Genomic DNA, 25,619 nt, shown 5'->3' on the forward strand with positions numbered 1-25,619 from the left:
CCGCTACCCTGACAACCATGGAACCGGTCTACCGGACCCTCGAGATCATCGCGCACGGTCTCGTGCGTGCCCAGGGTCTCGACCTGCGCTTCTCCGGGCTGGAGAACATCCCGCGCACCGGCGGGGCCGTGCTGACGGTGAACCACACCAGCTACGTCGACTTCCTGCCCGCGGCGCTCGGCATGTACCGGGCCGGTCGTCGGACCCGGTACATGATCAAGTCCGAGGTGATGGACGTCGCGATCATGCGCTTCCTGGTCAACCACACCAAGACGGTTCCGGTGAACCGGTCCGCCGGCGCGGACGCGTACCGCCTCGCGGTCGAGGAACTGATCGACGGTGAGATCGTCGCGGTGTATCCGGAGTCGACGATCAGCCGGAGCTTCGAGCTCAAGGAGTTCAAGTCGGGCGCGGTCCGCATGGCCGCCGAGGCAGGGGTGCCGATCGTGCCGTCGATCGTCTGGGGTGCCCAGCGGCAATGGACCAAGACCGAGACCGGCTCCCGAAACATCGGTCGGAGTCGACTGCCGGTGGCGGTGCGGTACGGCTCGCCGCTGACCGTCGCTGCCGACGAGCCACCGGAGGCGGCGACCGCCCGCCTGCGAGAGAGCATGACCACCCTGCTGCACACGGTGCAGGACGAGTACGGACCGCATCCCGCCGGAGAGTTCTGGGTCCCGTCCCGACTCGGCGGGTCGGCCCCGACGCCCGAGGAGGCGCACGTGATCGAGGACGATGAGGCGGCCCGCAAGGCGGCGGCCCGGGCAGCCAGGGAGAAGGCAGCCGGAGATAGAGCAGCCAGAGAGCAGGACGGCCGGTGACCCCCGCTGAGCCCCTGTCCGATTCGGCCGCAATGGAATTCGGTCCGCCGACCCTCATCGCATCCGACGTCGACGGCACCCTGATCGACGACCAGAACCGCGTGTCGCGGCGCACCATCGACGTCATCGGAGCGGCCATCGGGGCAGGCTCCGAGTTCGTCCTCGCGACGGGACGCCCGCCACGATGGATCGCCGAGATCAGCGATCAGTTCGACGACACATCCGCGCACGTGCGGTATGCGGTGTGCGCGAACGGCGCCATCCTGTACGACGTCGAGCATGACCGGGTCCTGTCGGCCGCGACGCTTGCACCGGACGTTCTCGAGAAGCTCGTCGAGCGGGCATACGCACGAATCCCGGGCTGCGGTATCGCCGCGGAGCGTGTCGGCGAATCCGCCTACGACGCCGCGACACCGCCGTTCGTCGCGACCTCGGGCTACCGGCACGCATGGTTGAACCCCGATCACATCGAAGTGGGGGACGACGATGTGTACGCCAAGCCTGCGGTGAAACTGCTTGTCCGGCAACCGGACATGCGCAGCGACGAGATGGCGGCACGCCTGAAGGACGCGGTCGGCGACCTCGCCCAGATCACCTTCTCCACCGACAACGGCCTCATCGAACTCTCGCTCCCCGATACGCACAAGGCGTCCGGACTGCAGACCCTCGTCGGCCTCGCCGGCCTGACCGACACGGCGACAGTCGCTTTCGGTGACATGCCCAACGACGTCGAGATGCTGACCTGGGCGGGCCACGGCGTCGCGATGTCACACGGGCACCCGGCTGCGCTGGCGGCTGCCGACGAGATCACGGTCGGCAACAACGAGCACGGAGTCGCCCGGGTGCTCGAGCGGTGGTTCGGGTAGTCGCGCGGCTGAATCGGCGATCCAGGGCAATAGCCCGCGGTATGCGCGGACTCTTGCCACGGATCGGTGGGGCGCGATCGCCTCGGCTGTAGTCGAGCTGCTCGAGCGCATCCACTGATCCGTTCTTGTCGGTGGGGTGTCGTAGGTTGGTTTCTGCAGGACCGAGATGATGATTGTCGAGGCGGACGCCCGTGAGCGGGTGGCGGCTTCTTTCCAGAGGTATGTGAGACCGGTGGTGCTGCGGTCGTATCCGTATCTCTGGAAGGTGTTGCCGTGGCTGCTGTCGCTGGGTGGGAGATGTCGCGGTGGTGGCGTGCCCGCTCGCCGTGGCCGGATCTGCCGGCGTTGTATACCGGTGATGTGCACGCCGATGACGTGACTGATCTGATCGGTACCCATGTCAACGAGTTGCTGGGGTCGATGGCCTCCACCCAGCGTGCCCGTTCGTACCTCGCATGGCACAACTATCAACTGGCTGCAGAGTTGCATCGTCGCTTGGTCGGTGACAGCGACGAACACGACTTCCTTGTGGTGGATGGCCTGGCGGATTGCGCCGCCCGGATTGCGGTGGCGTTAGCGATCACTCAGTACGCCGCTGAACAGCTCCTCGCCCAGGCGGTCGCCCTGCGTGATCGGCTGCCGCAGGTGTCGCAGCGGTTGCGGGAGGGTCGGATCTCGCCGGAGCGGGTGATCGCGGTGATCGCGCGTACGGATTTGATCGATGGTGCGGACTGCGCGGGCGAGGTGGATGCGCAGATCGCTGCGGAGTTGGATCTGCATGATGGTGCGTGGTCGGCGGAACGGCTGCGGGACATGGTTGATCGGATCGTCTACCGGCATGATCCGGATGCGGTGCGTGAACGTCGCCGTCGGGCGTTGGATGCACGCGACAGTTGGGTCGAGGCCAAAGCGGACGGTGTGGCGAAGGTGGCGGCCACGATGAGCGCGGAGAACGCCCGAATATCGAGGGAGAACATCGGCGCCCTGGCTGGGTCGACGTGCCCGGATGATCCTCGCACGATCGCCCAGCGCCGTTCGGATGCCGCGTTCGCCCTGATGTCGCAAACCAGCTTTGCATGCCTGTGTGGTCAGGAAGACTGTCCTGCCGAGATTCCCGAACCGGGGGTCGCCGCGTCGGCGTCGAAGATCCTGATCCATGTGGTGGCCGACGAGAGGACGATCGCGGGGCAGGCCGACAACGCCGGGTTCGTCGCGGGGCACGGTGTCATCTCCGGGGAGCATGTGCGTGATCTCGCGGCCCGCCCGGACGCGGTCATCAAGCCGATCGTGCCGCCGGGCACCCCACAGAACACCGACGGCACCTGGACGCTGCCCGCGCATCAACCGTCGAATCCGTATCGACCGTCGGCCGCGTTGGACACCTACATCCGCGTGCGGGATGGGCACAGTGTGGTGCCCGGCAATGCCACATCAGCGTTCGCGGGCGATGTCGATCATGTATGGGAGTACAACCACGCCGACCCTTCCGCCGGTGGTCAGACGCTGCCGGAGAATCTCAACGTCAAGGATCGGTTCTTCCACATCCTCAAGACCTTCGGCTCCTGGGTCGATGACCAATACCGCGACCGACGGGGCCGGCTACGGCAGGAGTTCATCACGCCGGAGGGTTTGGTGCTGAGCGGTGATCCCGAGAACGTGGAGATGCTGTTTCCCGGGTTGCGGAGGATCCGCTTTGCTCCACAGGAAGCGCCGCCGCGAGGTGCTGGTGCGGGCGGCTCGGCGCCCGATGATCAGCCGCCACCGGCCCGTCGCCGCACCCGCCTGGCCGACAAACACGCCCGCCGCGAACAGGAGCGCGAACGCAACCGCAGACGACGCGAACGAGCAGAAAGAGAAGGCAACACACCTGATTCCGCCGAATGAGCCATTCGATCTCACTGGGCGCATCCATGTCGCCGGCGCGCCCGAGGTTCTACCGTGCGTGCATGACAGCAGCAGACACCTCCATCCGAACCTCCACCGCACGATCAGAGTTCGGCCCCGACGCGACCAGCAACTCGATCGACGTGCTCGACTCCAGCCTGCACTGGGTCGAGCACGGCACCGGGTCACCGATCGTCTTCCTCCACGGCAACCCGACGAGCTCGTTCCTGTGGCGCGGTGTGTTCACCGGCCTCCGCGGACGGGGGCGGCTCCTCGCGCTCGACCTCATCGGGTTCGGTGACTCCGGAAAGCCCGACATCGACTACACCCTCGACGACCACCAGGGGTACGTCGACGCCTGGTTCGACGCGCTCGACCTCACCGACGTCACGCTGGTGCTGCAGGACTACGGCGCGGCCTTCGGATTGACCTGGGCGCGCCGACATCCCGACCGAGTGAAAGCCGTCGTGCTCGCCGAGCCGGTGATCCGTCCGATAGCCTCCGCCGATCTGCCGGAGCAATTCGTCGCCCTCCGCGGAGAGGTCCTCAAAGACGTTGTGGGCGAACAGATCGTCCTCGAGGAGAACCAATTCATCACCGAACTCCTGCCGAGCGCTGTGCTGGGTGGACTGACTCCGGAGGTCCAGGAGGTGTACGCGGCGCCGTTCCCGACGGCGAACAGTCGCAAGCCGATTCTGGTGTTCCCCCGTGCGCTCCCGGTCGACGCCCGGCCGCAGTCGACGGTGGACTTCCTCGCCGCCAACGAGTCGTGGCTCGCCGAGTCCGAGGTGCCGAAGACCCTGTTGACATTCGAACCCGGCTTCCTGCTCACCCCGGAGATCGTCGACTGGGCGCGGCGGAACATCGCGAACCTGACCGTCCAGTCCGGCGGGGCCGGTTCACATTACGTCCAGGAGGACGCCCCCGACGCGATCGCCTCGGCTGTCGCCGAGCTACTCGACCGCACCTCCGACCGCAGTTCCCCCGACCGCACGGCCTGACCGGGCCATCCCGCGCCCCGTCCGACCCCTCGTGCGGTCAGACGGGGCGCGACCGCGCGGACGACATCCTCGGCGCCGCCCGGATTGTGGGAGAACTTCACCACGAATCCATCGCAGGCCTCGTCGTCGATCCACTCGTTCATGACGGCGGCGACCTTGTCCGCGGTTCCGGTGAGGGCGAGATGACCACGGCTGCCGGCGATGCGGTCGACGAGGCCTCGCCACGTCGCCGACGGTCCCAGGGACTCCGCGAGCTCGGCGAGGACTGCGGCCCGACTGCGAATCCCGTTGTGCGCGGGATCGAAGGCGACTGCATCCAGCGGCGAGTCCAGTCCTGCCGCCGGCAGCGAGACCCCGTACGCCGACAACATGTGTCGCGCGGCGCCGACGGTCACCAGCGAGTTCAGATGTTCGCGCAGGGCGACGGCGTCGTCGTCGGTCTCGCCGACGGTTATCAGAACGCCCGGCAGGACGCGGATCTCGTCCGGGTCGCGGCCGATCATCATGGCGCGTTGTCGGATGTCGGCGCGGTAGGCTGCCGCGGCCTGCTTGTGCGGTGTCGCAGTGAAGATCACCTCGGCATGGCGAGCCGCGAACTCACGTCCGCGTTCGGACGCGCCGGCCTGCGCGAAAAGAGGTCGTCGTCCCTGCTCCGCCCAGCGCCGCGACAACTCGTCCACCACCGTGTCGGCCGTCTCGTACCGCGCGTCGTGCTGTTCGACGACGCCCCCGCCGAACGCGTGTGCCGTCGCGGGGGCGCCGGTGGTCACGATGTTCCAGCCGATCCTGCCGCCGGACAGGTCATACAGTGTCGAGAAGCTGCGGTAGAGCTGGTCGACCGTCGCGAAGACGGTCGACCCGGTGACGACGACACCGATGTCGGGAACGGACGCAAACAGATGTGCGGCCAGCGTCGTGGGTTCGAACGGCCAGCGGACGACGTCGCGCACGATCGGGTCGTAGCCGACGAAATCGGCGAAGAACACCGCGTCGAAACCGCCGTCCCGGGCGAGCCGGGTGCGCTCGACATAGTAGGACGGGTCAGCCAGCCGGTCGACGGCCGATCCGGGAAGTCGCCACGCACCCTCGTGATCACCACTGTGGTGGAACTCCGCGAAGAGCAACGGGATCGGACTCAACGAACACCTCCGGGATCGACGACGGGAACGACTCCCTGGGGACCGGCACACACATCGAGCGGCGAGTCCACCGCGAACCAGGTGCCGTGCACATGCACCGGCATGACGCGGTCGGTATCGACGTGAAGCCCCGCCGCACGATCGTTGACGACGGCATCCGGTGCCCACGACGTGAGCAGCGCCGCGACGATGTGGACGGCCTCGTCCCGCCGGGTGTCGACCGGATCGTCCGGCCACCAGTCGATCCGGCCGCCGGAGATCTTGTCGAGCGCCGCCAGGCGGCGGGCGACGAGGTACGGATGCCACTGGTCGGTCGGTACGCGTATGAGTATTTGGATGCTCGACGTCGCGCTGGCAACGGCAGAGGCGAGCACGAACGGGTCGACTGCCGACGACCCGTCCGCGCCGACCACCACCGTTCGATGACCCTGTTCCTCTGCGCGGACGGCTCGGTCGATCGGACTCAGTTCGAGGCCGGGGCGGCTCACCGACGGAACTCCCCGAGATAGCGGCCACCGTCGGCGATGAACTCCGACCCCGTGGAGAACCGTGAATGCTCGGAGAGCAGGAAGACGACCAACGAGCTGATGTCTTCCGGCAGCCCTGCCTCCCGGATCACCTGGTTCGGCAGGACTGTGCTGTCGAGGCCGTCGATGAAGGGCGTGACGACACGGCCGGGATGCACGGAGTTGACGCGAATTCCCCAGGGGCCCAGATCCAGTGCGGCCGAGCGCGTGAGGCCGCGCACCGCCCACTTCGAGGTCACGTAGGCGACGTGATCGTGGATTCCGAGCAGCCCGGCCACCGACGAGATGTTGACGATGCTGCCGCCCCCACTGTCCCGCAGGGCGGGCGCCACCGCCGCGATACCCAGCAGACTGCCCTCGACGTTGACCGCCTGCACCGTCCGGAACTCGTCGATCGACGTGTCGGTCACCGAGCCACTGCCGAACACCCCGGCATTGTTGACCAGGCCGCGTACCGGGCCGAGTCCGGCCGCGAGGTCGGTGATCCGTTGCCAGTCGGCGGGTTCGGTGACGTCGAGAGAGGTCGCGCCGGCCGCGGCGCCGAGGGATTCGGCAACCGCGGTCACACCGTCGACGTCGATGTCACCGAGTACTACACGACCTCCTGCCGCGACGATCGCCCGCGCGTGCTCGGCACCCATCCCCCGTGCCGCGCCCGAGACGATGACGACCCGGCCCGCCAGCGTGTCGGTGGTGAACGACATCTACTGCAATCCGAGCGCGAACGTACCGACGAACGCGCGGACGGTGTCGGAGTTCGGCGGGTGGAATGCGCCGGCCCGGACATCCCGGTAGAGTCGCTCGAGTTCGTTGCGCTTGTGCAGCGAGCCGGCGCCAGCGATCTCGAGTGCGAGGTCGGTGACCAGTCGCGCTGTGCGCGTTCCGTTCTCCTTCGCCGCGAACAGTCGCAGCAGGGTCCGCTCGCCGAGATCCTCACCGGCGGTGAGAGAGGTCGTCAGATCGTCGAGTTGACCGCGGGTGCCCTCGAGGGCGAGTTCGGCCTCGGCGACGTGGTACTGCGTGAACGGCTTGTGCGCGACCGATTCCCCCGCGAGACTGAGCGAGCTGCGGGCCTGTGCCGATGCGATGGCGAGATCCACTGCCCGGCGACCGATCCCGAGATAGATGTTGCCGAGCAACGGCAGCACCCAGGGGAAGATCCCGGCCACGTATCCGGTGGGCGGCGTGCCCAGATCGACGATCCCGACGGTGCGGTCGGCCGGGACGAACACGTCCTCGAGGTGGGTGTCGTGGCTGGCCGTGGCCCGCACGCCCAGCGTGTCCCAGGTCTCGACCGTGGACACGCCGGCCTCGTCGCGACGGATGAAGGTGTGCACGATCTTCGGGTGATCAGGGTCGGAGTTGTCGCGCGCGTGCACGCCGAGCCAGTCCCACGCCGGTGACAGGGACGTGAAGATCTTGTGTCCGCTGATCCGGTAGCCACCGTCGACGGGGGTCGCGGATGTCGTGGAGTCGTCGATGACCAGATCATTGCCGGGTTCGCCGTGACCGGCCGCGATGACCTTGCCGGCGACGATCTCCTCGGCCAGCCACGCCAGGTCGGTGTTGCCGGCGTTCAGTTGATCGGCGAGCGGTCCCGTCCAGTAGAGGTGCATGTTCACGCCCAGCGCGGTGGCCGGCGCGAACGACGCCAGCCGCCGCTGCTCCCGGTTGAGCTGATGCAGGGACAGCCCGAGACCGCCGTGCTCGGTGGGGATGGCGGCGCGCAGGTAGCCGAGGTCGCGGAGTTCGGCGAGATCCTCGGCGAAGAACGCGTTGTCGCGGTCGTATCCGGCCGCACGTTCGCGGAACCGCTCGAGGGTGTCCTCGGGAAGAAGGTACTCGTCCGACTGCTGCACACCGGAGCGTGCCGTCCTGGTTTTGGTCATGCTGATTCCTTTCGTGGTCCGCGGCGTGGTCGACGCGGACGATGGGGGTGGTGAGAACCGAACAGGTACGCGCGGTGCTGGCGATCGCCGAGACGGCGTCGTTCCGTGCCGCCGCGATCCGGCTCGGCATGAGTCAGTCGGCACTCAGCGCGACCGTGCGCCGCCTCGAAGACGAACTCGGCGTCACGTTGTTGACGCGTTCGCACGACGGCACCCACCTCAGTCCGGCCGGTACCGCTGCACTGCGTGCGATGCGCGCGATCTGCGCCGCCGACGAGGACCTTCGCACCACCGTGCGCGCGTACGCCGCGGGAGGGACGGAACTCATCCGGGTGGCCGCGGTCACCGCCGCGATCAACACCGTGCTGCCCGGCTGCCTCAATGACCTCGTCGTGGACCCCGGCGTCGAGGTCCAGGTCCGGATCGGTGGCTCGGGTGATGTGATCGACCAGATCCGTTCCGGGCGCGCCGACCTCGGGCTGATCACCCTCGAGCACGGCGCGCATCCCGTAGACGGCGTCCGGATGCACACGCTGTTGTTGTCGCCGATGGGGGTCGTGGTGCCGGCCGGTCACCGGCTCGCGGCGCAACCGGAGGTGCGCGTCATCGACCTGACCGGCGAACGTGTCGTCAACTTCCGTGCGGGCTACATGATGCATCGGGTGGCAACCGGACTGCTCGACGTCACCGACGTGCGGGTGGTCTCCCACGTGGAGTCCACACCCGACGCGGTGCGTCTCGTCGCCGCCGGGGTGGGCGTCTGCCTGCTGCCCGGATTCAGTGTGGCCGAGCGCGATCCGGTGGTGTGGCGCGAGTTCGTCGGCGTCGATGCGCCGATCACGTTGGCGCTCATCGTCGCCGCCGACGCCGCGCCCACCGACCGGGTGCGACGTCTCGGCCGGGAGCTCCGACGCCGATCGGCGTCGAGCGATCCGCACGGCGGTCACCATCCGGCCTCGGCGAACACGACAGTCCGCGTGACGGTGTAGTCCTCGATCGTCGCCCGCACTCCTTCACGTCCGCGGCCCGAGCCCTTCACTCCACCGAACGGTGTCACGTCGGATCGGAAGGTCGGTACGTCGCCGATCACTACCTGACCGACCTCCAACTCGGCGCCCGCTCGAAACGCCAGACGGACATCGTGGGTGAAGATGCCGACGCTCAGCCCGTAGCGCGAGTCGTCGACGGCACGGAGCGCGTCGTCGATGTCCTCATAGGCGAGCACCGACACCACCGGCCCGAACACCTCCTCGGTGAGAACCCGTGCGTCCTCGGGCGGTTCGATCAGAACGGTCGGACGGATGAATCGGGCATCTCCGTCGGGATGTGACGTCCCATCGTCACCGGTCGCCACCCGTGCGCCGCCGGCGACTGCGTCGGTGATCCAACGACGGATGCGGTCGGCCCCGGCGTCATCGATGACCGGCCCGACATCGGCGTGCAGATCTTGTGCGCGCGCTTGCGTGACGAGCAGGTCGGTGAACTCACCGAGGCGGTCTCGCGGGACGTACACGCGCTGTGGTGAGGTACAGGCCTGCCCCGCGTTGTAGAACGCGAATGTGGCGATCCGGCTTGCTGCGTGGCGCAGATCGTCGAGGCCGACGAGATCGGGGGCGATGACCGCGGCGGCGTTTCCACCGAGTTCGGCGACGACCTGTTTGCGCGGCACGGCGTCGACGATCCGCCAGCCGACCGGATCGGACCCCGTGACACTGACCACCGGTAGCCGAGGATCCCGGATCAGCTCCCAGGTCAGGGTGTGGTCGGGGGAGGCAGGCGCCACGTGGACGGCGCCGTCGGGCAGGCCGGCCCGCTCGAGAACCCCGGCGAACGCGGCGGCGGTGCGCGGTGTGCGAGGACTCGGGACCACGACCACCGAGGCGCCCGCCGCGATGGCGGGCGCCACCTTGTGCACGGTGAGATGCAGCGGAAAGTTGAACGGCGCCAGGGCGAGTACGGGCCCACGCGGAACCCGGACCGTGAGTGCGAGCCGTCCGACGCCGGACGGCTGCGCGTCGAGCCGTTGAGCCTCTGGATGTAGCGCCACCGCCTCGCGTGCGGCCAGCCGTACGATCGATGCGGCGCGCTCGACCTCGATCGCCGCCCACTTCGGTGGCTTGCCGGTGTCGGCGTGGATGTCTGCGGCGATCGAGTCGGCGGCGGTGTCGATCTCGCGAGCCACCGCCTCCAACCATCCCGCGCGGGTACCCGCATCGGCGGAGCGGAGCGCATCGAAACCCGTGCGAGCGGTGGCGACGATGTCGTCGACGGAGGGTACCCGCGTGGTCAGGACATCGGTCATCCCGTGTGGTCGCCGTCGAAGATCTCGGGGTCGGGCAACAGCCCGAGCGCGAGGGAGATCCGATTGGTCGCGTTCAGTGCCGCGACGATCTGGACGGCCTCGTAGATGTCGACATCGGACAGGCCCAGGTCACGCAGCTGCTCGATCGTCGCATCGCTGATCTCACCGGTCAGATCGGTGAGTGCGAAGGCGAGTTCGATGAGTGCGTGCTCACGCTCGGACAGCTCGGGTACCTCCCGATGGTCGAGCGCTATGCGGTGCGCGAGCCAACCGTCATCGAGGAACTGCCCGAGTTCGTGGACGTGCAGCGCGTGACAGTAGGAGCAGCCGTTGCGAACCGAGACGACGGTGGCGAGGATCTCGCGTTCGCGTCGCGTGATCGACGTGTCGACATCGGGTGCGCCTTGCAGCAGCGGGAACAGGTACGCGTTGAGCCGTTCGAAATGCCCCTCGTCGAGAGCGAAGCCCCGCAACCAGTTCGGGACGAATCCCGTCTGCTTCTCGGTGGCCTCGAAGAAGCGGCTCACCGACGGGGAGAGCTCGTCGTCGGTGGGTACGCGCAGTCGGGAGATGCGCAGCGGTTCCGTGGTCGATCGTGGGGTCGGTCGTGTGATCGTGGTGTCGGTCATGAGGTGAGTCCCTTGTCCCGCAGCTCAGTTGAAGAACTGGTCGTCGGGGGTGACCTGCAGGAAGATGCTGAACCGATTCGCCGCCGCGAACGCCGACACGACGTGGACTGCCTCGAAGATCTCCTCATCGTTCAGGCCGAGGGCGCGCAGGGTGTCGATGTCGGCGTCGTCGACCTCGCCCGGTTCGGCGGACAGCTTCGCGGCGAAGTCGGCCAGCGTGCGATGCCGCGCCGATAGTTCCCGCACCTCGCGGTAGTCGACGGCGACGCGCGTCCCGATCTTGTTGTCGCCGATGGCGTCACCGAGGCTGCCCGCATGATTGAGGCGGCAGTAGGAGCATCCGTTCTCGGCGGAGCTCACCGTTGCCAGGATCTCGCGGTCGACATAGGGCAGCACCCCGGAGTTCGGGTCCAGCAGCGCGAGTAGATAGGTGTTGAACCTCGCGGTGTGCGCACCACCGAGCGCGAATGCCCGGATCCAGTTCGGCACGTATCCGAGTTGCCGCTCGAGCGAGGCGATCTGATCCTGCAGCGCCTGGGGGAGCGTGTCGACCTCGGGCACGGTCAATCGGGAGATGCTTGCGACGGAGGGTGATTCGAGTGTGTCGGTCATGGTGGTCCTCGCGGGTCGGTGAGACGCCCACGATGGTGGGCGGCGGTGACCCGTCAGACGCTAGGACGACGATCCCGGGTGGAACAGGGTAAGAACCTCACACGACGACAACTTGCGCTGCGACGGCGATCGAGGGGCGGACGTGGGTGATCGAGGAATGCGATCAGGCCGGCCTGACATCCTCGCCATCCGCGAAGATCAGATTCCCGTCGTCGAGCACCACGGCGAACTGCTTCGGTCCGGCGATGGTCTCGTCGCCGAGACGCGCGGTCGTCACGTCCGACGGCTGCTCGCCGAAGTCGTCGACGACGACGCCGTGTGCCCCGTCATGGGTCGGCACCACCACCCGCGTGCCGACCTCGACGGCGATGGGTTCCCCCGCACTCTCGTCCCGGTCCACCGGCTCGTCGTTCTGCTCGGTCATGTGGCTCCCCCCACTGGATGCGCGATCATGAATACCGGGTGCAGTAGAGCACATGGCGAGGGCGGCTGCAACCTCGGCTCAGGCCGGTGGGGGAGGAGACGCCGGCGCCGACGGGCCGGGTGTCGCGGGTGGCGGCGTGGGCGACGCGGGTGGTGCCGGCTCGGCCGGTGGCGCTGTGCCGCCGACCATCGCCCGGATCGGAGCGAGCGCCGCGTAGCCGAGTTCGCCGGGACAGCTCGTGTTGTTGTAGTCGCGATGCCCGCTGATCACCGGGAGGTTGGTCTGCGCACCCGCGGGGAACTTGCTGTCGGAGAACGACTCTGCGGTCAGCTGTGCGGTACTGGCCGGATTCACACCGGCCTTGCCGAGTCGCCACCGGAGGAAGCGGGAGACGGCCGAGACCATCGCCGTGCTGGGCGCCACCTGATCCAGGTTGCCGATCATCGACACGCCCACGGTCGACTTGTTGAAGCCGCCGGTGTGGGTGCCCTCGACGTTGCGGTCCAGGCCGCCGAACGCCCCTTCGAACACCTGGCCGTACTTGTCGACCAGGACGTTGTAGCCGATGTCGCACCAGTTCAGCGTGCGCGCGTGGTAGGCGTAGATGCCGCGGACGATCTCGGCGGACTGCTGGGGCGTGTAGTCGTTGCTGCCCGCGGTGTGGTGGATGATCGCCCCGCGCATGGCGGGTGAGAAGGCCGGTTGCGAACATCGCATCCCCTCGTCGGCGCCCCACTGGGCACGGGCCACCACCGACGGCCCCCCGAGCAACGGGGTCAATAGCGACGAACCCAGGGACAGCAGGCTTTCCGGGCTGATCAGCGTGGCCTTGACCGCCGACAGCGCAGTCGTCAGCAAGGTCTTGATGACGGTGCTCGCCGTGCCGATGCCCAACTCGGCGAGACCGCCGCCCTGCGGTTCGGCGGCGGGGATCGCCAGCCCGCCGTCGGTCATCGCGACCTGGACCTCCTTGGCGTCGCCGACCCACACCGGCTCGGTGCCCATCGGCTGCTCCGGGGACGGCGCGTGCTGGGCATCGACGCGATCAAGCGTGATCCAGTCTCCCCACGACCCGTCCTTCTCTCTGGCGCGCAGGAGCATCGAGGTGTCGTCGGACTTCTGGGAGATCGCGCGGTCCCAGGTGAACGCCACCATCTTCAGCGGGGTGTCGCGGACGATGTGGTGCACCGCCGCGCCGACCGGGCGACCGTCGGCCATGCGCGGTGCCTCGTCGGCGTCAGGGGTGCCGGCGGGTGTCGGACGCGCTGAAGGCGTGGACACAGGACGCCCCGCACCGCCGAACGCAGACGGGTCGATCTCCGGAAGCCGGACACCCGCCGCGGCGAGACCCGACTCGGCGACGTCGACGACAGCGGTCGCCAGTTCGGTGAGTCCGACCTGCTCGACCGCGGTCGGCGGGACTTCCCGCGACGTGTCGGTCGGGCGTGGATCGGACCCGGCGATGACGACGGCGAAGGGACTCGCGACGATCGCAGCAGCGACAGACGCGAGCACCATCGACCGCCGAGGGACGGCATTCGGACGAACTCGGCGCATGGTGAGCCATCGTGTCCGGTTCGCGAACTCTTCGACGACGCCGCGCGCCGACACTCAGTGACTCGTGATGCGGTTGTTATCTAGTGGGGTCGGTGTGACTCGGCTGTCGAACACCGTGCACCATCAGTTCGCGTTCTGATCCGCCTTGGTGAAGATCACGTACTGCGCCGAGATCTGCTGGAACGCGTCCTTCTTGTCGCGCGAGCTGATCGAGCCGACATACCGGCCCTTCTGCACGATGCAGAAGAACACCGTGGAGTTCGTCTGGCACTTCGCGGACGGCAGTCCGGGTGGGCTCGCCGCGTCGGTCCACCCGGCGTTCCGGTTGGACGCGAGGAAGGTGTCGACGATCTTCGTCGCGCCCTCGGGCGTCGAGGCCCGGTAGACGGTCGACTTGTCGACGGCGTTGGCGGTGGAACCGACCTCGGTGAGCACGTTGAAGTCGGTCACCGGGTCCGAACTCTGGTGCGCCATCCCGCGCGGCCCGTACACCGCCTGGATGCTGCCGCGCGGAATCCCGCTCTGCGAGTTCTTCAGTTCTTCCTCGGAGTAGGGCAGCGCGTAGATGAGCACGTGGTTCTGATCCATCTGCGGCCTCGTCGGCCCGGTGATCCCGCGTGCCGCTGCCTCGGCCTTCGTCGGGGTGGCCGGGAACTTGTCGATCAGCGCCGACTGTTTCTCGATGGCCGTGCGGATCGTCGGTTCCAGCCGGTCCTGCTGCGCCGGGGTCGTCTCATACCACTGATAGAGGACGTAGTTGCCGCGCGGGGTGAACGCCATCAGCACCTTGCCGTCGGTGCTGTCGTGGGCGACGGTGATGGTCCCCGGCAGTCCGGGCAGGGTGCCGATCCGACCTTTCGCGTTGGCAGCGGTCGCGTCGGCCATCTGCTTGGCCGCGGCCGTCGCGTCGGCAGGCGTGAGGTAGCGGACCACCATGTTGTTGAGCGCGCGCTTCGTACCCGCCCGCAGCGACTCCACGGGGGTCGACGCCGTCGCGACGTATCCGCCGACCATCGCCTTGTTCGCGGGCACGTCGGCGGCGCTGCGGTCGAGGACAACACGCACGTTCGTCGGGCCGGTGATCACCATCGTCAGCATCCCGGCTTTGGTGAGGTCCTCGTCGACCTCGAACGGGACGACGATGAACTGCGCCATCCGCTGCCCCTCGATCTGCAGGATGTTCTCCTGCGTCGCGGTGCCGAACGGCGGTCGCGGATCGGTCGGATAGGTACCCGTATCGAGGGCGGCCACGTCGACCGACGGCTCGGCCGCACCCGACGATGCCGCCTGTGCGGCGTCGACGCTCGTGGCCTCGCCGTCCACCGAGCACCCCGCCAGCACCAGCGCCACGGCGGCGGCGGTGCCCACTGCTGCTGCACGACCTGCCCGGCGCGTCACCCTTGGTCGCATCGCTCGTGACCCCGCCGCTGTTCGCCGACTGCTCATCTGACTGTTCCCCTCTCGTGGCGTTCCCCGGTCAGACGCGGCGGGCCGCGCAGAATGTTCCCGAGTCCGGGGCGCTCGCATGCGAGGTTAGTGCACTGAGCGAATGACCTGCGACAATGTCGGCTGGGTAGACTACGGCCCCGGCAGCTGTGAACACGACCGGGGGACAACGGTATGGGTGAGACTGCGGTACCGGACACCGCGTCCTCTGCTGTGTCCCGAGAGGACGCTGCCGGGGTGGTGACGAGCGCGGCCAAGGTGTTGCGCGCCTACAAGATGGACGGCGTCGCAGACATCGCCCAGACCAAACTCGATCGCGACGCGCAGACGCGGGTGGTGGTCGTCGTCGGTGAGGTGCAGCGCGGCAAGAGTTCACTGGTCAACGCACTCATCGGCCGTCGCGACATCTGCCCCGTCGGGGTCGACGTGACCTCATCGGTCTCGGTCGGGGTGACGCCCGATCCCGACCTCGACTCCGAGAGCGTCGCCGAGATCTTCTTCCCCGACGGTGCGCGGCGGATCGACGCCGCCGACCTCGCCCAGTGGGTGACCACCGACGGTGCGATGGTGCGCGATCCACGTGTCGAGGAGCTGCCGACGTCGGCGGCCCTGGCCGTCCGGGAGGCCCGGATGTCGAACGTGACGCTCGTCGACACACCGGGCGTCGGCGGCCTCGACGCGGGACTGAGCCGATTGGCGGCCCGGTCCGCCCAGCAGGCCAGCGTCCTGGTGTTGGTGTGTGATGCCTCCTCGCCGCTGACGGCGCCGGAGATGGCGTTCGTCCGCGAGGCCGGCGCCACCGTCGACTCGGTCATCGTCGCGGTCACCAAGACCGACAAGAACCTACAACGCTGGCGGCAGATCGTGGCCGAGAACGAGCAGCTCCTCGCCGAACGACTCCAACGCCGGGTCACCGTGATCGGGGTGTCGAGCCTGATGGCCGTGCTGGCCGCCGAGGTGGCCGATCCTGCGCTCCGTCGACAGATCGAGATCGACAGCGGGATAACGGTTCTGCGCTCGGAGATCGATCGGCGACTCGACGCCGCCGCCGACGTCCCGCACATCGACGCGGTGCGTACGTGCCTGGAGGGTCTGCGTGTGGTGCGCAGCGGCATCACCCGGGAGCTCGACGCCGTGCAGGCCGGAGCCAAGGCACTGCCCGACCTCACCTCGGACATGGCGCGCCTCGCCGAACTGCAGGAGCAGTCCCGGCAGTGGGAGCAGTACCTGGCCCGCGACCTGACCCTGTTGCGGCAGTCCGCGATCGACGATCTCGAGCGACGCCTCGACGATGTCCGCGACACCTGGACCACCTACATCAACACCCACGGCATGCAGGTGTTGCGGCGCAGCGAACAGAAGTTCACCGCCGACATGCAGCGCGATCTGCAACTCGCGATGGCCGAGACGCTGGCCGCCTTCCTCCAGCGGCTGCACGACGACATCATCGCCACCCGCTTCGCCGACGACCCGACCGTCTGGGAGGAGCTGTCCGCGCGGATCGTGGAATCCATGCAGGACAAGCGGATCGAGACCCATCAGGTCGGCAGCAAACGGCACGGACTGCTCGACCCGACCCTCCTGACGATGGGGGTCGTCGGCGGGTCAACCCTCGGTGGACTCCTCGGGCTGTCGGCGCTGATGGGGGTCGGGGTCGTCGTCGGGACGATGTGGGTCGGCGTGAACCTGAGCTTCCGCGCGATCCGTGCCGGCAAGTCCAATCTGCTGGCGTGGCTGCGCGAGACCATCGCCACGACCAAGGCCGCCACCGGCCGGCTGCTCGACAGCGCGGTCGCCCAGTCGCGACCCGAGATCGTCATCCGCTACCGCGACTACCTCCGCACGAACATCGATCGACTCCAGAAGACGATCGACGAGGTGCAGAAGACCGCGTCCGCCGATGCCGCAGCGCGCGACAAGACCACGCAGCGACTCACGACCAACCTCGAGATCGTCGACAAACGGATCGCGGCCGCCGAACAACTGCTGGAACAGGCGTCATGACCACGTATCCGCCGCCGGCCGCCGACCCGGTCCACGCCACCCTCGACCAGGGTCTGCACCAGCTCGCCGCACTGGGTGGTGACCTTCCCGCCCACGCCAACGCGATCGGCACCATCCTGTGGTCGCCGCCCCGCGTGGTGATCGTCGGGCGGCTCAAGGCCGGGAAGTCGACGTTGGTCAACGCCCTCATCGGGGCGCCCGTCGCCGAGACCGCGGCGCTCGAGGCCACCAACGTCGTGACCGTCTACCAGGACGGCGCACCGTCGCGGGCCGAGGTCGTCGGCGTCGACGGCCGGCGGCACGCGGTCGCCATCCACCACCACCAGCCGAGTAGGCTGCCGGTCGAGACGCTCGACATCGCGTTCGTCGACCGGTGGCTGCCGTCCTCGGCGCTGCGCGGGCTCACCCTGATCGACACACCCGGCCTGTCGACGCTGACGGTCGCCAACGACGCCGCCACCCGTCGCGTCACGATCGACGGATTCGAACAGACCCGTGGCGCGTCGATCGACGCCGACGCCGCCGTCTTCCTGTTCGACGCCGTGCCGCGCACGGACGAGATCGAGTTCCTCTCCCAACTGCCGTTCACCCCGCTCAACACGCTCGGCGTGCTCTCCCGCGCCGACTCGTTCGGCGAGGGCGCGCTCGGTCGGCGGGACCCACTCGTGCACGCGCACGAACACGCGGCACGCATGGCGACGCAGCTGTCCGAGACGGTCAACACCGTCGTCCCGATCTCCGGACTCATGGCGCAGACCAGTCACACCGGGATGATGACCGAGCACCTCGCCGGTGCGCTGGCCCGATTGCGTCCGCTCGCACCGCTCGAGGTCATCCGGGTGCTCGACAGTGACGAACTGGCAGGGGATGAGCCGGCAGGGGACGACGTCCTCCCCCTCGCGCTGCGGGTCCAACTGCTCGAACTGCTCGGTGAGTACGGCGTGCTCAACGGCAGGCACGTCGCGCCCCACGGGGCCGCGGCCCTCAACTCGTGGCTGACCGAGCACTCCGGAATCGGCGAGCTGCAGCGTGCACTGACGTCGTCGACGGCCCGGTTCGCGGTGCTGCACCGTGCCCACCGCATCCTGGCCCGGCTCGATCAGTTGGCCTTCAGTCATCCTGCGCGCGAACGTATCCGATCGCTCGCCGCGCAACTGAGGGCGTCGCCGGCGCTCCACCTCGTGGCGGTCCTCGAGGACTACCAGCGCATGCTCCGAATCGATCCCCGAGCCGAGGTGACCGAGGACCTGCGCGCCGTGCTCCTCGCCTCCTCACCCGCCGGCCGTGTCGGCCTGCCCGACCACGCCTCCACCCACGAGATCGCCGCGGAGGCGCACCGTCGACTGGGGCACGCGCAGCGTCGAACGCTGGCCACCAGCTCCGCAGCCGAGGATGCCGCACTCGTCACCCTCATCCGCACCTACACTGCACTGACGATCACGGGCTAGCCCAGACCACACAGGACACAGGACCTCACCGCACATGTCATTCGCCCCATGGACCCTGGCCATCGACTTCGGTACCTCCAACTCGGCTGCCGCGCACTCCGGTGCGACCAGTGGCGGCATCGAGGCGCTGTCCCTCTCGCACACCAGCAACCTGATGCCGTCGGCGGTCTACGTGGCGGCCCCGGACCGCATCACGGTCGGTGAGGCCGCCGTCGATGCGGCACAGCACAATCCGTCCGGTTACATCGCGTCGCCGAAGCGGCTGATCGGGGCCGATCCCATGTGTACGGTCAACGGACACACCATGCCGACCTATGCCCTGGTCGCCGCGGTTCTGGGCGCGATCATCCAGCGCGGCAAGGCGGCCCATGCGGGAGCGCCGCCGGAGCGGCTCGTGCTGACCCACCCGGAGGCGTGGGCGCAGCAGCAGGTCCGGGTGCTGGTCGACGCCGCGACGTCCGTCGGCATCCACCCGTCGGCGATCACCACCATCTCCGAGCCGCGTGCCGCGGCCGCGCACTATTCCCGCTCGCACGCCATGCAGCCGGGTGCGAAGATCGCGGTGTTCGATTTCGGCGGCGGCACACTGGACATCGCCGTACTCACGGTCACCGCGATGAACAGCTTCCAGGTCATCGCCGCACGCGGCGACAACGGGCTCGGCGGCAAGAACCTCGACGCGTTGGTGCAGCGGTGGGTGGAGGACCGCCTGACCGACCGCGACCCGAACCTGGTCACCTGGCTGCGCCGCCAGGCCCCGGTCGACGTGGTGGCCGATCTGCAGGACTCGATCCGCCGGGCAAAGGAGCTGCTGTCGGAGGCGCCGTCGGCGACGATCACGGTCCCGACCCCGTCGGGTCGGATGACACTGCAGATCACCCGAGACGAGTTCGACGAGCTCATCGGTCCCGCCGTCGGCCAGGCGTTGCAGCTGACCCGCGCGGCGTTGATGGATGCCGGGGTGACTCATTCGAGCCAATTGACCGCCCTGTACCTGACCGGCGGGTCGTCGCGAATCCCGCTGATCCAGCACCGGCTGCACGACCTCGGTCCGGTCGCCACGCTCGACGATCCGAAAACCGTTGTGGCGCAAGGTGCTTTGGTCGTCGTCGGCGCGGAGTCCGCGCCCAGGCCCGTCGGCCCACCGATCATCCCGGGTGCCGGCGACCTGATGCCGTCGTGGCAGGGCGGCCCCCAACAGGGCGCCCCTCGACAGGGTTCTCAGCAGGGTGGGCCTCAGCAGGGCGGGCCGCAGCAGGGTGCCGGGCCGCGGCCGGGCAGTGGGCCGCAGCCGACCGCGCCGTCCTTCCGCCCGCCGGAGTTCGCCGAACAGGCGGGTGGCACGAACCCGAAGGCCGGTCGGCGGTGGGGTCGGATCGCCGCGATCGCGGTTGCCGCGGTCGCCGTCATCGGGATCACCGTCGGGACGGTGGCCGCGATGACCTCCGGTGACGGCAATTCCGACGACAACCCCGCACCGCCCGGAAGCGGCACCGCGGCAGCCGACTCCGAGTCCGAGGGGTCCGGGATCATCACCGACGAGAACCAGCTGATGGCACTGGTTCCGGGGCCGTTGAAGGCTGCGGTGACCAACTGCCGGAAGTCGGGCTTCAGTTCGAACGGGGCACTGAAGGTCACTTGCTCGTTCTCCGACACCGGCGCCCTCGCCGACCTCGGGGAGGACACCACCGCGGCGTCGTACTTCATCGTCCTCTATGGCGACGAGCCCGATGCCCGGCAGCGGATCGTCAACATCCGCAACGGCATCTACTCCGCAGGGAAGGGCACGCTCGTCGAGAACGCCGACCGGACCTCGGCGGCCGAGATCCGTGAGCAGTCGACCTCCGACTACACCATCGACTACGCCAACACCGCGACCTCGTTGGAGGCCACTGTGTTCGGGATCGGTTCCATCGACAAGGGACGGACCTTCCTGACGCGATCGGGGCTCATAGCCTGACGCCTCGACAGTCTCGGGGAACATTCCCCACGGCCACCGACGTCTGATCCATGCCACCGGCAGACGTCCTCGTTCGCCGAGGTTCGAGCGAAAGGCGTGGATCAGATGACCCCCGGGACCGTGACGATCGATGGCGCCGTACGCAATCTCGGCGACACCCGGCGGCTGACCGTCGGTTCCGCACCCGACAACGGCATCGTCGTCGACCATCCCCTCGTCGGCGCGCATCACCTCAGTATCGAGTGGCGCGGCGACGGATGGTGGGTGATGTGCGACGACCCGGCGACGCCGGCCTACGCGGCGGGAAGCGTGATCACCCAGTTGCTCGTGGCGTCGTCGGCGCGTGTTCGACTCGGCGATCCGGACATCGGCCCGGCGTTGTACGTCGTGCTGGGTGCGACGGGCGAGCAGCCGACCACCGCCGTCGTCGACGGGATCCTGACGATCGGGCGAACACCGGAGAACGATGTCGTCGTCGACGACCCGCTCGTCTCCCGCCATCACGCACGGGTGATCGCCCACGGCGATGGCCTGATCCTCGAGGATCTCGGCAGCAGCAACGGCACCTACGTCGATGGCGATCGCATCGCCCACGCTCGCCTGGCCGCCGGGACCACGATCACCATCGGCAACACCGACTTCCTCGTCTCCGGACGCGCCCTCGTCCGCCGACCGGCGCAGCGGATCGCCGCGCCCGGGGGCGGCGGGCTCCATGTGCGAGGTGTCGGACTGACCGTCGACGGTGGTAAGCGACTGCTCGACGACATCGAATTCACTGCTCGGCCCGGCACAGTGACCGCGGTGATCGGGCCGTCCGGTGCCGGCAAGTCGACGGTGTCGAGCATCGCAGCCGGGATCGTCCGGCCGACCGAGGGGGCGGTCTGCTTCGAGGGCCACGACGTCCATGCCGATTACGACGCCCTGCGCACCCGTATCGGGATGGTGCCGCAGCAAGACGTGTTGCACCACAAGCTGACCCTGCGTCAGGCGCTGGGGTTCGCCGCCGAACTACGCCTGCCACCGGATCTGTCCGACGACGACCGCCGCGCGGTGATCGCCGATGTCCTGACCGAGCTGCAACTGCTCGACCACGTCGACACCCGCATCGACAAACTGTCCGGGGGACAACGCAAACGGGCTTCGGTGGCCATGGAACTGCTCACCGGACCCTCTCTCCTGATCCTCGACGAACCGACGTCCGGCCTGGACCCGGCGTTGGACCGGCAGGTCATGGCGTCCCTGCGACGTCTCGCCGATGCGGGCCGCGTGGTACTCGTCGTGACCCATTCGCTCACCCATCTCGCCATGTGCGATCAGGTCCTCCTGCTGGCTCCCGGCGGCCGAACCGCGTATCTGGGTTCACCCGAGGGTGTCTCGGCCGCGATGGGCACCGGCGACTGGGCGGAGATCTTCGCGCACGTGTCGGCATATCCGTCGGACGCACACCGAGAACATCTGCGACGCAGCGGGTCCTGCGCAGGAGCGCGAGATCCCGCACTGCGATCTGGTTCCGACCGGGCCGGGCGTCTCACCGCAGCACCGCAGTCAGGTGTCATCCGCCAATGCAGTACCGTCGCGCGACGTCACTGTCGCGTGATCCTCGCCGACCCTGGCTATCTCGGCTTCCTTGCAGTGATGCCCGTCGTTCTGGGACTGCTCACATTGGTGATTCCCGGTTCGGTCGGATTCGGTGTGAACCGCGTCGCGGACACGGCAGGTGAAGCACTGCAGATCCTGGTGATCCTGGTGATCGGTGCAACCTTCATGGGCACCGCGATCACCGTGCGGGATCTGGTGGGGGAGCGTGACATCTTCGAGCGTGAGCGTGCCGTCGGACTCCGGCCCGACGCCTACCTCGCCGCGAAGATCGTCGTCTACGTCGCCGTGGTCGCTCTGCAGACTGCGGTGATGATTACGATCACCTATCTCGGCAAAGGGATGCCGACGGCAGGCGTCGTCGGGTTCGCGCCGCTCGAGCTCGTTGTGTCGCTTTCTGCGATCGGTGCCGTCGGAGTACTTGTCGGCCTGGCGATCTCGGTGACCGTCCGGTCCACCGAGCAGACCATGCCGCCGCTGGTGATCCTGGTGATCTCTCAGCTCGTGTTCAGTGGCGGACTGTTCCGCCTCACCACGCCGGGTCTGGCGCAGCTGTCCTGGTTGTTCCCGTCGTACTGGGGATACGCGACCTCGGCCGGTGCCGTCGACCTCACCGCGATCGCTCCGTTGGCTCCGCAGACCGCAGGGGCGGCCATCTGGGAGCCGACTCTGCTGAACGCAACTCTCGGTTACAGTGTCCTGCTGCTGATGTCGGTGGTGTTGGTCAGTTACACGGTCGGGCGGTTGACGCGGGAGCGGTGACCCACGGATGCGTCGCCGAGCCTCAGTGAGTGTCGGCCAGCCAGGACTTTGCCTGCCGAGACGCGATGTCGACGAGTCGGTCCAGGCCGAAGTTGACGTCGATGACATGCGTGTCGAACAGTGGGATCTCATTGAGAGCTTGCGGCCGGGTCATCGTGATGTGGTACTGCCGATAGCCGTTCACCTCTGCACATCGTCCGACGCCACGCCCGCGACCCGTCGTCCAGGTCGTCGACGACGTCGGCCACGCACCTGGGGCGGCCGTGTACGCCACGAAGGCGGCGAGGATTCCGGTGGGATAGGGTGCGCTGGGTACGGTGATGCCGACGGGGTCGTCGTTGCCGCTGATGACCGCGGGATCGGTGCAGGCAACCGCGTATCGCGGTCCCATGGGCAATCCTGCTCGCAGGGAGGCGATGTCAAGTGTGCTGTTGCCGAACAACGACAGTGGTGGCGGCACGATATTGTTCGAATAGGCGGTGACACAGCGATACTGATATCGCTGTGTGCAGATGGGAATCCGCGTGAAGTCACCGCCGACGGTGCTGCCGCGCTCGGTGGTCACGTTGCCACCCATCACGAACGCCCCGGCCAGGCGGCTTCGCACCTGCGGGCGAGGATCGATCTGTTCACGGATCAGCTTCCGGAGCAGGAAGGCACCCTGTGAGTGACCGATGAGAATCACACCGCGGCCCGTGTCCTGGTGCGACAGAAAAGCGTTCCACGCGTCAAGCACATCGCGGTAGGCGACGGAGAAGGGTTCGGTGTAGCCGAGATTGACCAGGAGGGTCCCGGGAAAGGACGCCTGCCGGTACACGGGAGCGTACATTCGGCAGATCCGGTTGAACCGAGCACCCTGCAGGCTCGTCGCAGCGCGGATCTCGGGGGAGGCAACGCGTTCCGCGTTCGGGGTCAGCGAGTGGGTCGCCGTCCCGTAGACGAAGAAGCAGTCGACGGACTTGTCGGGATCAGTGACCGGCGGTGGTGAGGTCACGGCGCCGGTCAGCAGATCGGTGGTGTCCTGCGGCAGATCGCACGGGTCCGACGGCACGGCGGGACTACACAACCAGATGGTCGTCGAGGGTGCGGGTTCGGCGAAGGTCGCACCGCCGCCGCTCGCGAGAAGGGCTGAGGTGAGACAGATGGCGAGCACGGTGATCGGGCGACGCCATCGGCGTGTCGTTGAACGTCTGCTCGAACTGATGGATTTGTGGCTCCGCATGGTCAGTTCTCCCCATGGCGATCATCACCCGGCCGCGGCGGCCGCACCGGGTCGTCGCGCATGATTCGGCGTAGTTCGGCGTCGACGACGCCGTCTCCCACTCATCCGCGTCAGCACCGCCAGGTCGAGAGCTGCGGTAATGACATCGACCATGGTCCTACAGAAGACGGTCGCCCGTACAGCGATTGTCCGAACAGGAAGGCCCCGGACACCTTTCGGTGACCGGGGCCTCGGCTGTGACCTTCAGAGAACGGTGTCGTCGTATCCGCTGCTCGGCTCGTCCTGTGACGGGGTGTCGTCGCCGTAGGACGGCGAATCATGATCGTACGACGGCGAATCGTCGTAGGACGGTGAGTCGCCGGAGCGCGAGTCGATCTGGCCGTCACCATCGGTGTCGGCGGCGTACCGGTCGACCTTGCCGTCGCCGTCGGTGTCGAATCCGAAGCGGTCGAGGCGACCGTCGCCGTCGCTGTCGACACCGATCGCGTCGGCCTTGCCGTCGTGATTGCTGTCGACGATCACGGTGTCCGGGTCGCCGTCACGGTCGGTGTCGAGGGTGGAGGCCACGACGCGACCGTCCTCGACGGTGTCGACCTGGGTGATGTCGCCCGAGCGGTCGAGGTGGACGATCTTGTCCGCCTCGCCGTCGTCGTCGAGATCCTTGGCCACCAGCACGCCGCCGTTCGGGCCCTCCTTGGCGGCGGTGTCGATTCGGCCGTCGCCGTCGGTGTCGGCCTCGACCAGGGTCACGTTGCCGGACGCGTCGTAGTGGACGTACACATCGTTGCCCTGTGCGTCCGTGGTGTGCCGGACCTGGTCGTCGCCGGTCCGCGGGGTCGAGCCGGCAGGGGCGGTGGAGGTGTAGTCGGAGGTCGGGTTGCCGCTCATGGCGTGGCCTTTCGGTCGAGGTGTTCGAGCTTGTCGAAAGTCTGACGCATCCCGGTGCCGGGAATGTTCCACCGAACGAAGGGTTTTCTTCGGGAACTTTTCCGGGCTTCCGTAGCATCGAACCCTGTGACCGGCCATCATGTCGATGGCGGCAACGACCAACACTCGATCGGAGGTCACCATATGCAGGAGAAGGAGCCGTCGATTCTGGCTTCGCTCGGCATCGACCCCACCGTCATCACGCCCCCTCCACCGGACCATGTCTGGGATTCGGCGGTGCAAGCGGCGTTCGACCCGTCCGCGGTGGCCGACCCGGACACCGTCCCCGACATGGACGACACCCCCGCCGACGCCCCCTCCACCGACGACGACCTCGAAGGCCTCGTCGTCGACGACCCGGACCACGGCGACGGCCACACGCAGCAGGCGGGCCACACCGGTGATGCTCATTTCGGGGACGTCCCTGCCGGCCCCGGCACCGGCGACGGTGGGGACGACACCGGGGGCCCGACCGATTCTGCCGATCACGGCGACATCCACGGCGATGACCCGCACCTCGATGACACCGGCGGGTATGACGATCACGCACAGCACGACCACGACTTCGGCCAGGACCACGATGCCGGCCACGACATCTGAATC

At 68.0% G+C, this 25,619-nt stretch carries 23 protein-coding genes; 11 read left to right on the top strand and 12 right to left on the bottom strand.

Features of this window, described 5'->3' with window-relative positions:
• Nucleotides 1-17: 17 nt before the first annotated feature.
• The 4 genes from EEB19_RS05945 to EEB19_RS05960 all read left to right on the top strand — a co-directional run bounded on the left by EEB19_RS05945 (nt 18) and on the right by EEB19_RS05960 (nt 4,572).
• The gene (locus tag EEB19_RS05945; RefSeq protein ID WP_187584148.1) at nt 18-821 is read left to right on the top strand and encodes a 1-acyl-sn-glycerol-3-phosphate acyltransferase; all 804 of its coding nucleotides are present in this window, start codon (nt 18-20) and stop codon (nt 819-821) included.
• 32 nt (nt 822-853) lie between these two features.
• Nucleotides 854-1,687, top strand: a complete 834-nt coding sequence (locus EEB19_RS05950) for an HAD family hydrolase (protein WP_187584510.1) — start codon at nt 854-856, stop codon at nt 1,685-1,687.
• 273 nt (nt 1,688-1,960) lie between these two features.
• The gene (locus EEB19_RS05955) at nt 1,961-3,571 is read left to right on the top strand and encodes a 13E12 repeat family protein (protein WP_262365470.1); all 1,611 of its coding nucleotides are present in this window, start codon (nt 1,961-1,963) and stop codon (nt 3,569-3,571) included.
• Between the two features lie 62 nt (nt 3,572-3,633).
• Nucleotides 3,634-4,572, top strand: a complete 939-nt coding sequence (locus tag EEB19_RS05960) for a haloalkane dehalogenase (protein ID WP_187584150.1) — start codon at nt 3,634-3,636, stop codon at nt 4,570-4,572.
• On the opposite strand, the gene EEB19_RS05965 is transcribed toward EEB19_RS05960, so the two are convergent.
• Genes EEB19_RS05965 through EEB19_RS05980 form a run of 4 tightly spaced genes read right to left on the bottom strand, consistent with a single transcriptional unit; the run spans nt 4,476 to nt 8,127 of the window.
• Nucleotides 4,476-5,711, bottom strand: coding sequence for an LLM class flavin-dependent oxidoreductase (locus EEB19_RS05965; RefSeq protein ID WP_187584152.1), 1,236 nt, complete (start codon nt 5,709-5,711; stop codon nt 4,476-4,478). The genes EEB19_RS05960 and EEB19_RS05965 overlap by 97 nt on opposite strands.
• Nucleotides 5,708-6,199 carry an LLM class flavin-dependent oxidoreductase gene (locus EEB19_RS05970; RefSeq protein ID WP_187584154.1) on the bottom strand — a complete coding sequence of 164 codons (492 nt, stop codon included), beginning with the start codon at nt 6,197-6,199 and terminating at the stop codon, nt 5,708-5,710. The genes EEB19_RS05965 and EEB19_RS05970 overlap by 4 nt, the downstream gene beginning before the upstream one ends.
• Entirely contained in the window at nt 6,196-6,942 is a 747-nt protein-coding gene (locus tag EEB19_RS05975) for an SDR family oxidoreductase (protein ID WP_187584156.1), read from the bottom strand. Before EEB19_RS05975 ends, EEB19_RS05970 begins: the two co-directional genes overlap by 4 nt.
• The gene (locus tag EEB19_RS05980; protein WP_187584158.1) at nt 6,943-8,127 is read right to left on the bottom strand and encodes an acyl-CoA dehydrogenase family protein; all 1,185 of its coding nucleotides are present in this window, start codon (nt 8,125-8,127) and stop codon (nt 6,943-6,945) included.
• Between the two features lie 50 nt (nt 8,128-8,177).
• On the opposite strand from EEB19_RS05980, the gene EEB19_RS05985 reads away from it, so the two are divergent.
• On the top strand, nt 8,178-9,116 hold the full coding sequence (locus tag EEB19_RS05985) for a LysR family transcriptional regulator (RefSeq protein ID WP_187584160.1): 939 nt from the start codon (nt 8,178-8,180) through the stop codon (nt 9,114-9,116).
• On the opposite strand, the gene EEB19_RS05990 is transcribed toward EEB19_RS05985, so the two are convergent.
• The 6 genes from EEB19_RS05990 to EEB19_RS06015 form a co-directional block, all read right to left on the bottom strand.
• Nucleotides 9,071-10,429, bottom strand: a complete 1,359-nt coding sequence (locus EEB19_RS05990; RefSeq protein WP_187584162.1) for an aldehyde dehydrogenase family protein — start codon at nt 10,427-10,429, stop codon at nt 9,071-9,073. The genes EEB19_RS05985 and EEB19_RS05990 overlap by 46 nt on opposite strands.
• Entirely contained in the window at nt 10,426-11,058 is a 633-nt protein-coding gene (locus EEB19_RS05995; protein WP_187584164.1) for a peroxidase-related enzyme, read from the bottom strand. Before EEB19_RS05995 ends, EEB19_RS05990 begins: the two co-directional genes overlap by 4 nt.
• 24 nt (nt 11,059-11,082) lie before the next feature.
• Entirely contained in the window at nt 11,083-11,670 is a 588-nt protein-coding gene (locus tag EEB19_RS06000) for a peroxidase-related enzyme (protein WP_187584166.1), read from the bottom strand.
• A gap of 163 nt (nt 11,671-11,833) precedes the next feature.
• The gene (locus tag EEB19_RS06005) at nt 11,834-12,094 is read right to left on the bottom strand and encodes a hypothetical protein (protein WP_187584168.1); all 261 of its coding nucleotides are present in this window, start codon (nt 12,092-12,094) and stop codon (nt 11,834-11,836) included.
• 78 nt (nt 12,095-12,172) lie between these two features.
• Complete coding sequence (locus EEB19_RS06010) at nt 12,173-13,651, bottom strand: peptidoglycan recognition protein (RefSeq protein WP_187584170.1); 1,479 nt, start codon at nt 13,649-13,651, stop codon at nt 12,173-12,175.
• A gap of 123 nt (nt 13,652-13,774) precedes the next feature.
• Nucleotides 13,775-15,019: a hypothetical protein gene (locus EEB19_RS06015; RefSeq protein ID WP_262365471.1), complete on the bottom strand. Its 1,245-nt coding sequence runs from the start codon at nt 15,017-15,019 to the stop codon at nt 13,775-13,777.
• 252 nt (nt 15,020-15,271) lie between these two features.
• On the opposite strand from EEB19_RS06015, the gene EEB19_RS06020 reads away from it, so the two are divergent.
• The 4 genes from EEB19_RS06020 to EEB19_RS06035 all read left to right on the top strand — a co-directional run bounded on the left by EEB19_RS06020 (nt 15,272) and on the right by EEB19_RS06035 (nt 22,867).
• Complete coding sequence (locus tag EEB19_RS06020; RefSeq protein ID WP_187584174.1) at nt 15,272-17,101, top strand: dynamin family protein; 1,830 nt, start codon at nt 15,272-15,274, stop codon at nt 17,099-17,101.
• A complete protein-coding gene (locus EEB19_RS06025) occupies nt 17,098-18,549 on the top strand; it encodes a GTPase (RefSeq protein WP_187584176.1) in 1,452 nt (483 codons plus the stop codon). Before EEB19_RS06020 ends, EEB19_RS06025 begins: the two co-directional genes overlap by 4 nt.
• A 34-nt stretch (nt 18,550-18,583) precedes the next feature.
• Complete coding sequence (locus tag EEB19_RS06030) at nt 18,584-20,509, top strand: Hsp70 family protein (protein WP_187584178.1); 1,926 nt, start codon at nt 18,584-18,586, stop codon at nt 20,507-20,509.
• Nucleotides 20,510-20,614: 105 nt separating this feature from the next.
• The gene (locus tag EEB19_RS06035; protein WP_187584180.1) at nt 20,615-22,867 is read left to right on the top strand and encodes an ATP-binding cassette domain-containing protein; all 2,253 of its coding nucleotides are present in this window, start codon (nt 20,615-20,617) and stop codon (nt 22,865-22,867) included.
• A gap of 22 nt (nt 22,868-22,889) precedes the next feature.
• On the opposite strand, the gene EEB19_RS06040 is transcribed toward EEB19_RS06035, so the two are convergent.
• Nucleotides 22,890-23,918 carry a DUF3089 domain-containing protein gene (locus EEB19_RS06040; protein WP_262365472.1) on the bottom strand — a complete coding sequence of 343 codons (1,029 nt, stop codon included), beginning with the start codon at nt 23,916-23,918 and terminating at the stop codon, nt 22,890-22,892.
• A gap of 91 nt (nt 23,919-24,009) precedes the next feature.
• Here EEB19_RS06040 and EEB19_RS26840 point away from each other — a divergent pair, with 91 nt between their 5' ends.
• A complete protein-coding gene (locus tag EEB19_RS26840) occupies nt 24,010-24,153 on the top strand; it encodes a hypothetical protein (protein WP_262365473.1) in 144 nt (47 codons plus the stop codon).
• Nucleotides 24,154-24,332: 179 nt separating this feature from the next.
• On the opposite strand, the gene EEB19_RS06045 is transcribed toward EEB19_RS26840, so the two are convergent.
• Nucleotides 24,333-24,977 carry a hypothetical protein gene (locus tag EEB19_RS06045; protein ID WP_187584184.1) on the bottom strand — a complete coding sequence of 215 codons (645 nt, stop codon included), beginning with the start codon at nt 24,975-24,977 and terminating at the stop codon, nt 24,333-24,335.
• Nucleotides 24,978-25,160: 183 nt separating this feature from the next.
• Here EEB19_RS06045 and EEB19_RS06050 point away from each other — a divergent pair, with 183 nt between their 5' ends.
• On the top strand, nt 25,161-25,616 hold the full coding sequence (locus EEB19_RS06050; RefSeq protein WP_187584186.1) for a hypothetical protein: 456 nt from the start codon (nt 25,161-25,163) through the stop codon (nt 25,614-25,616).
• Nucleotides 25,617-25,619: the final 3 nt, after the last annotated feature.

The sequence above is a fragment of the Gordonia sp. OPL2 genome, assembly GCF_003797825.1.
Taxonomy (GTDB): Bacteria; Actinomycetota; Actinomycetes; order Mycobacteriales; family Mycobacteriaceae; genus Gordonia.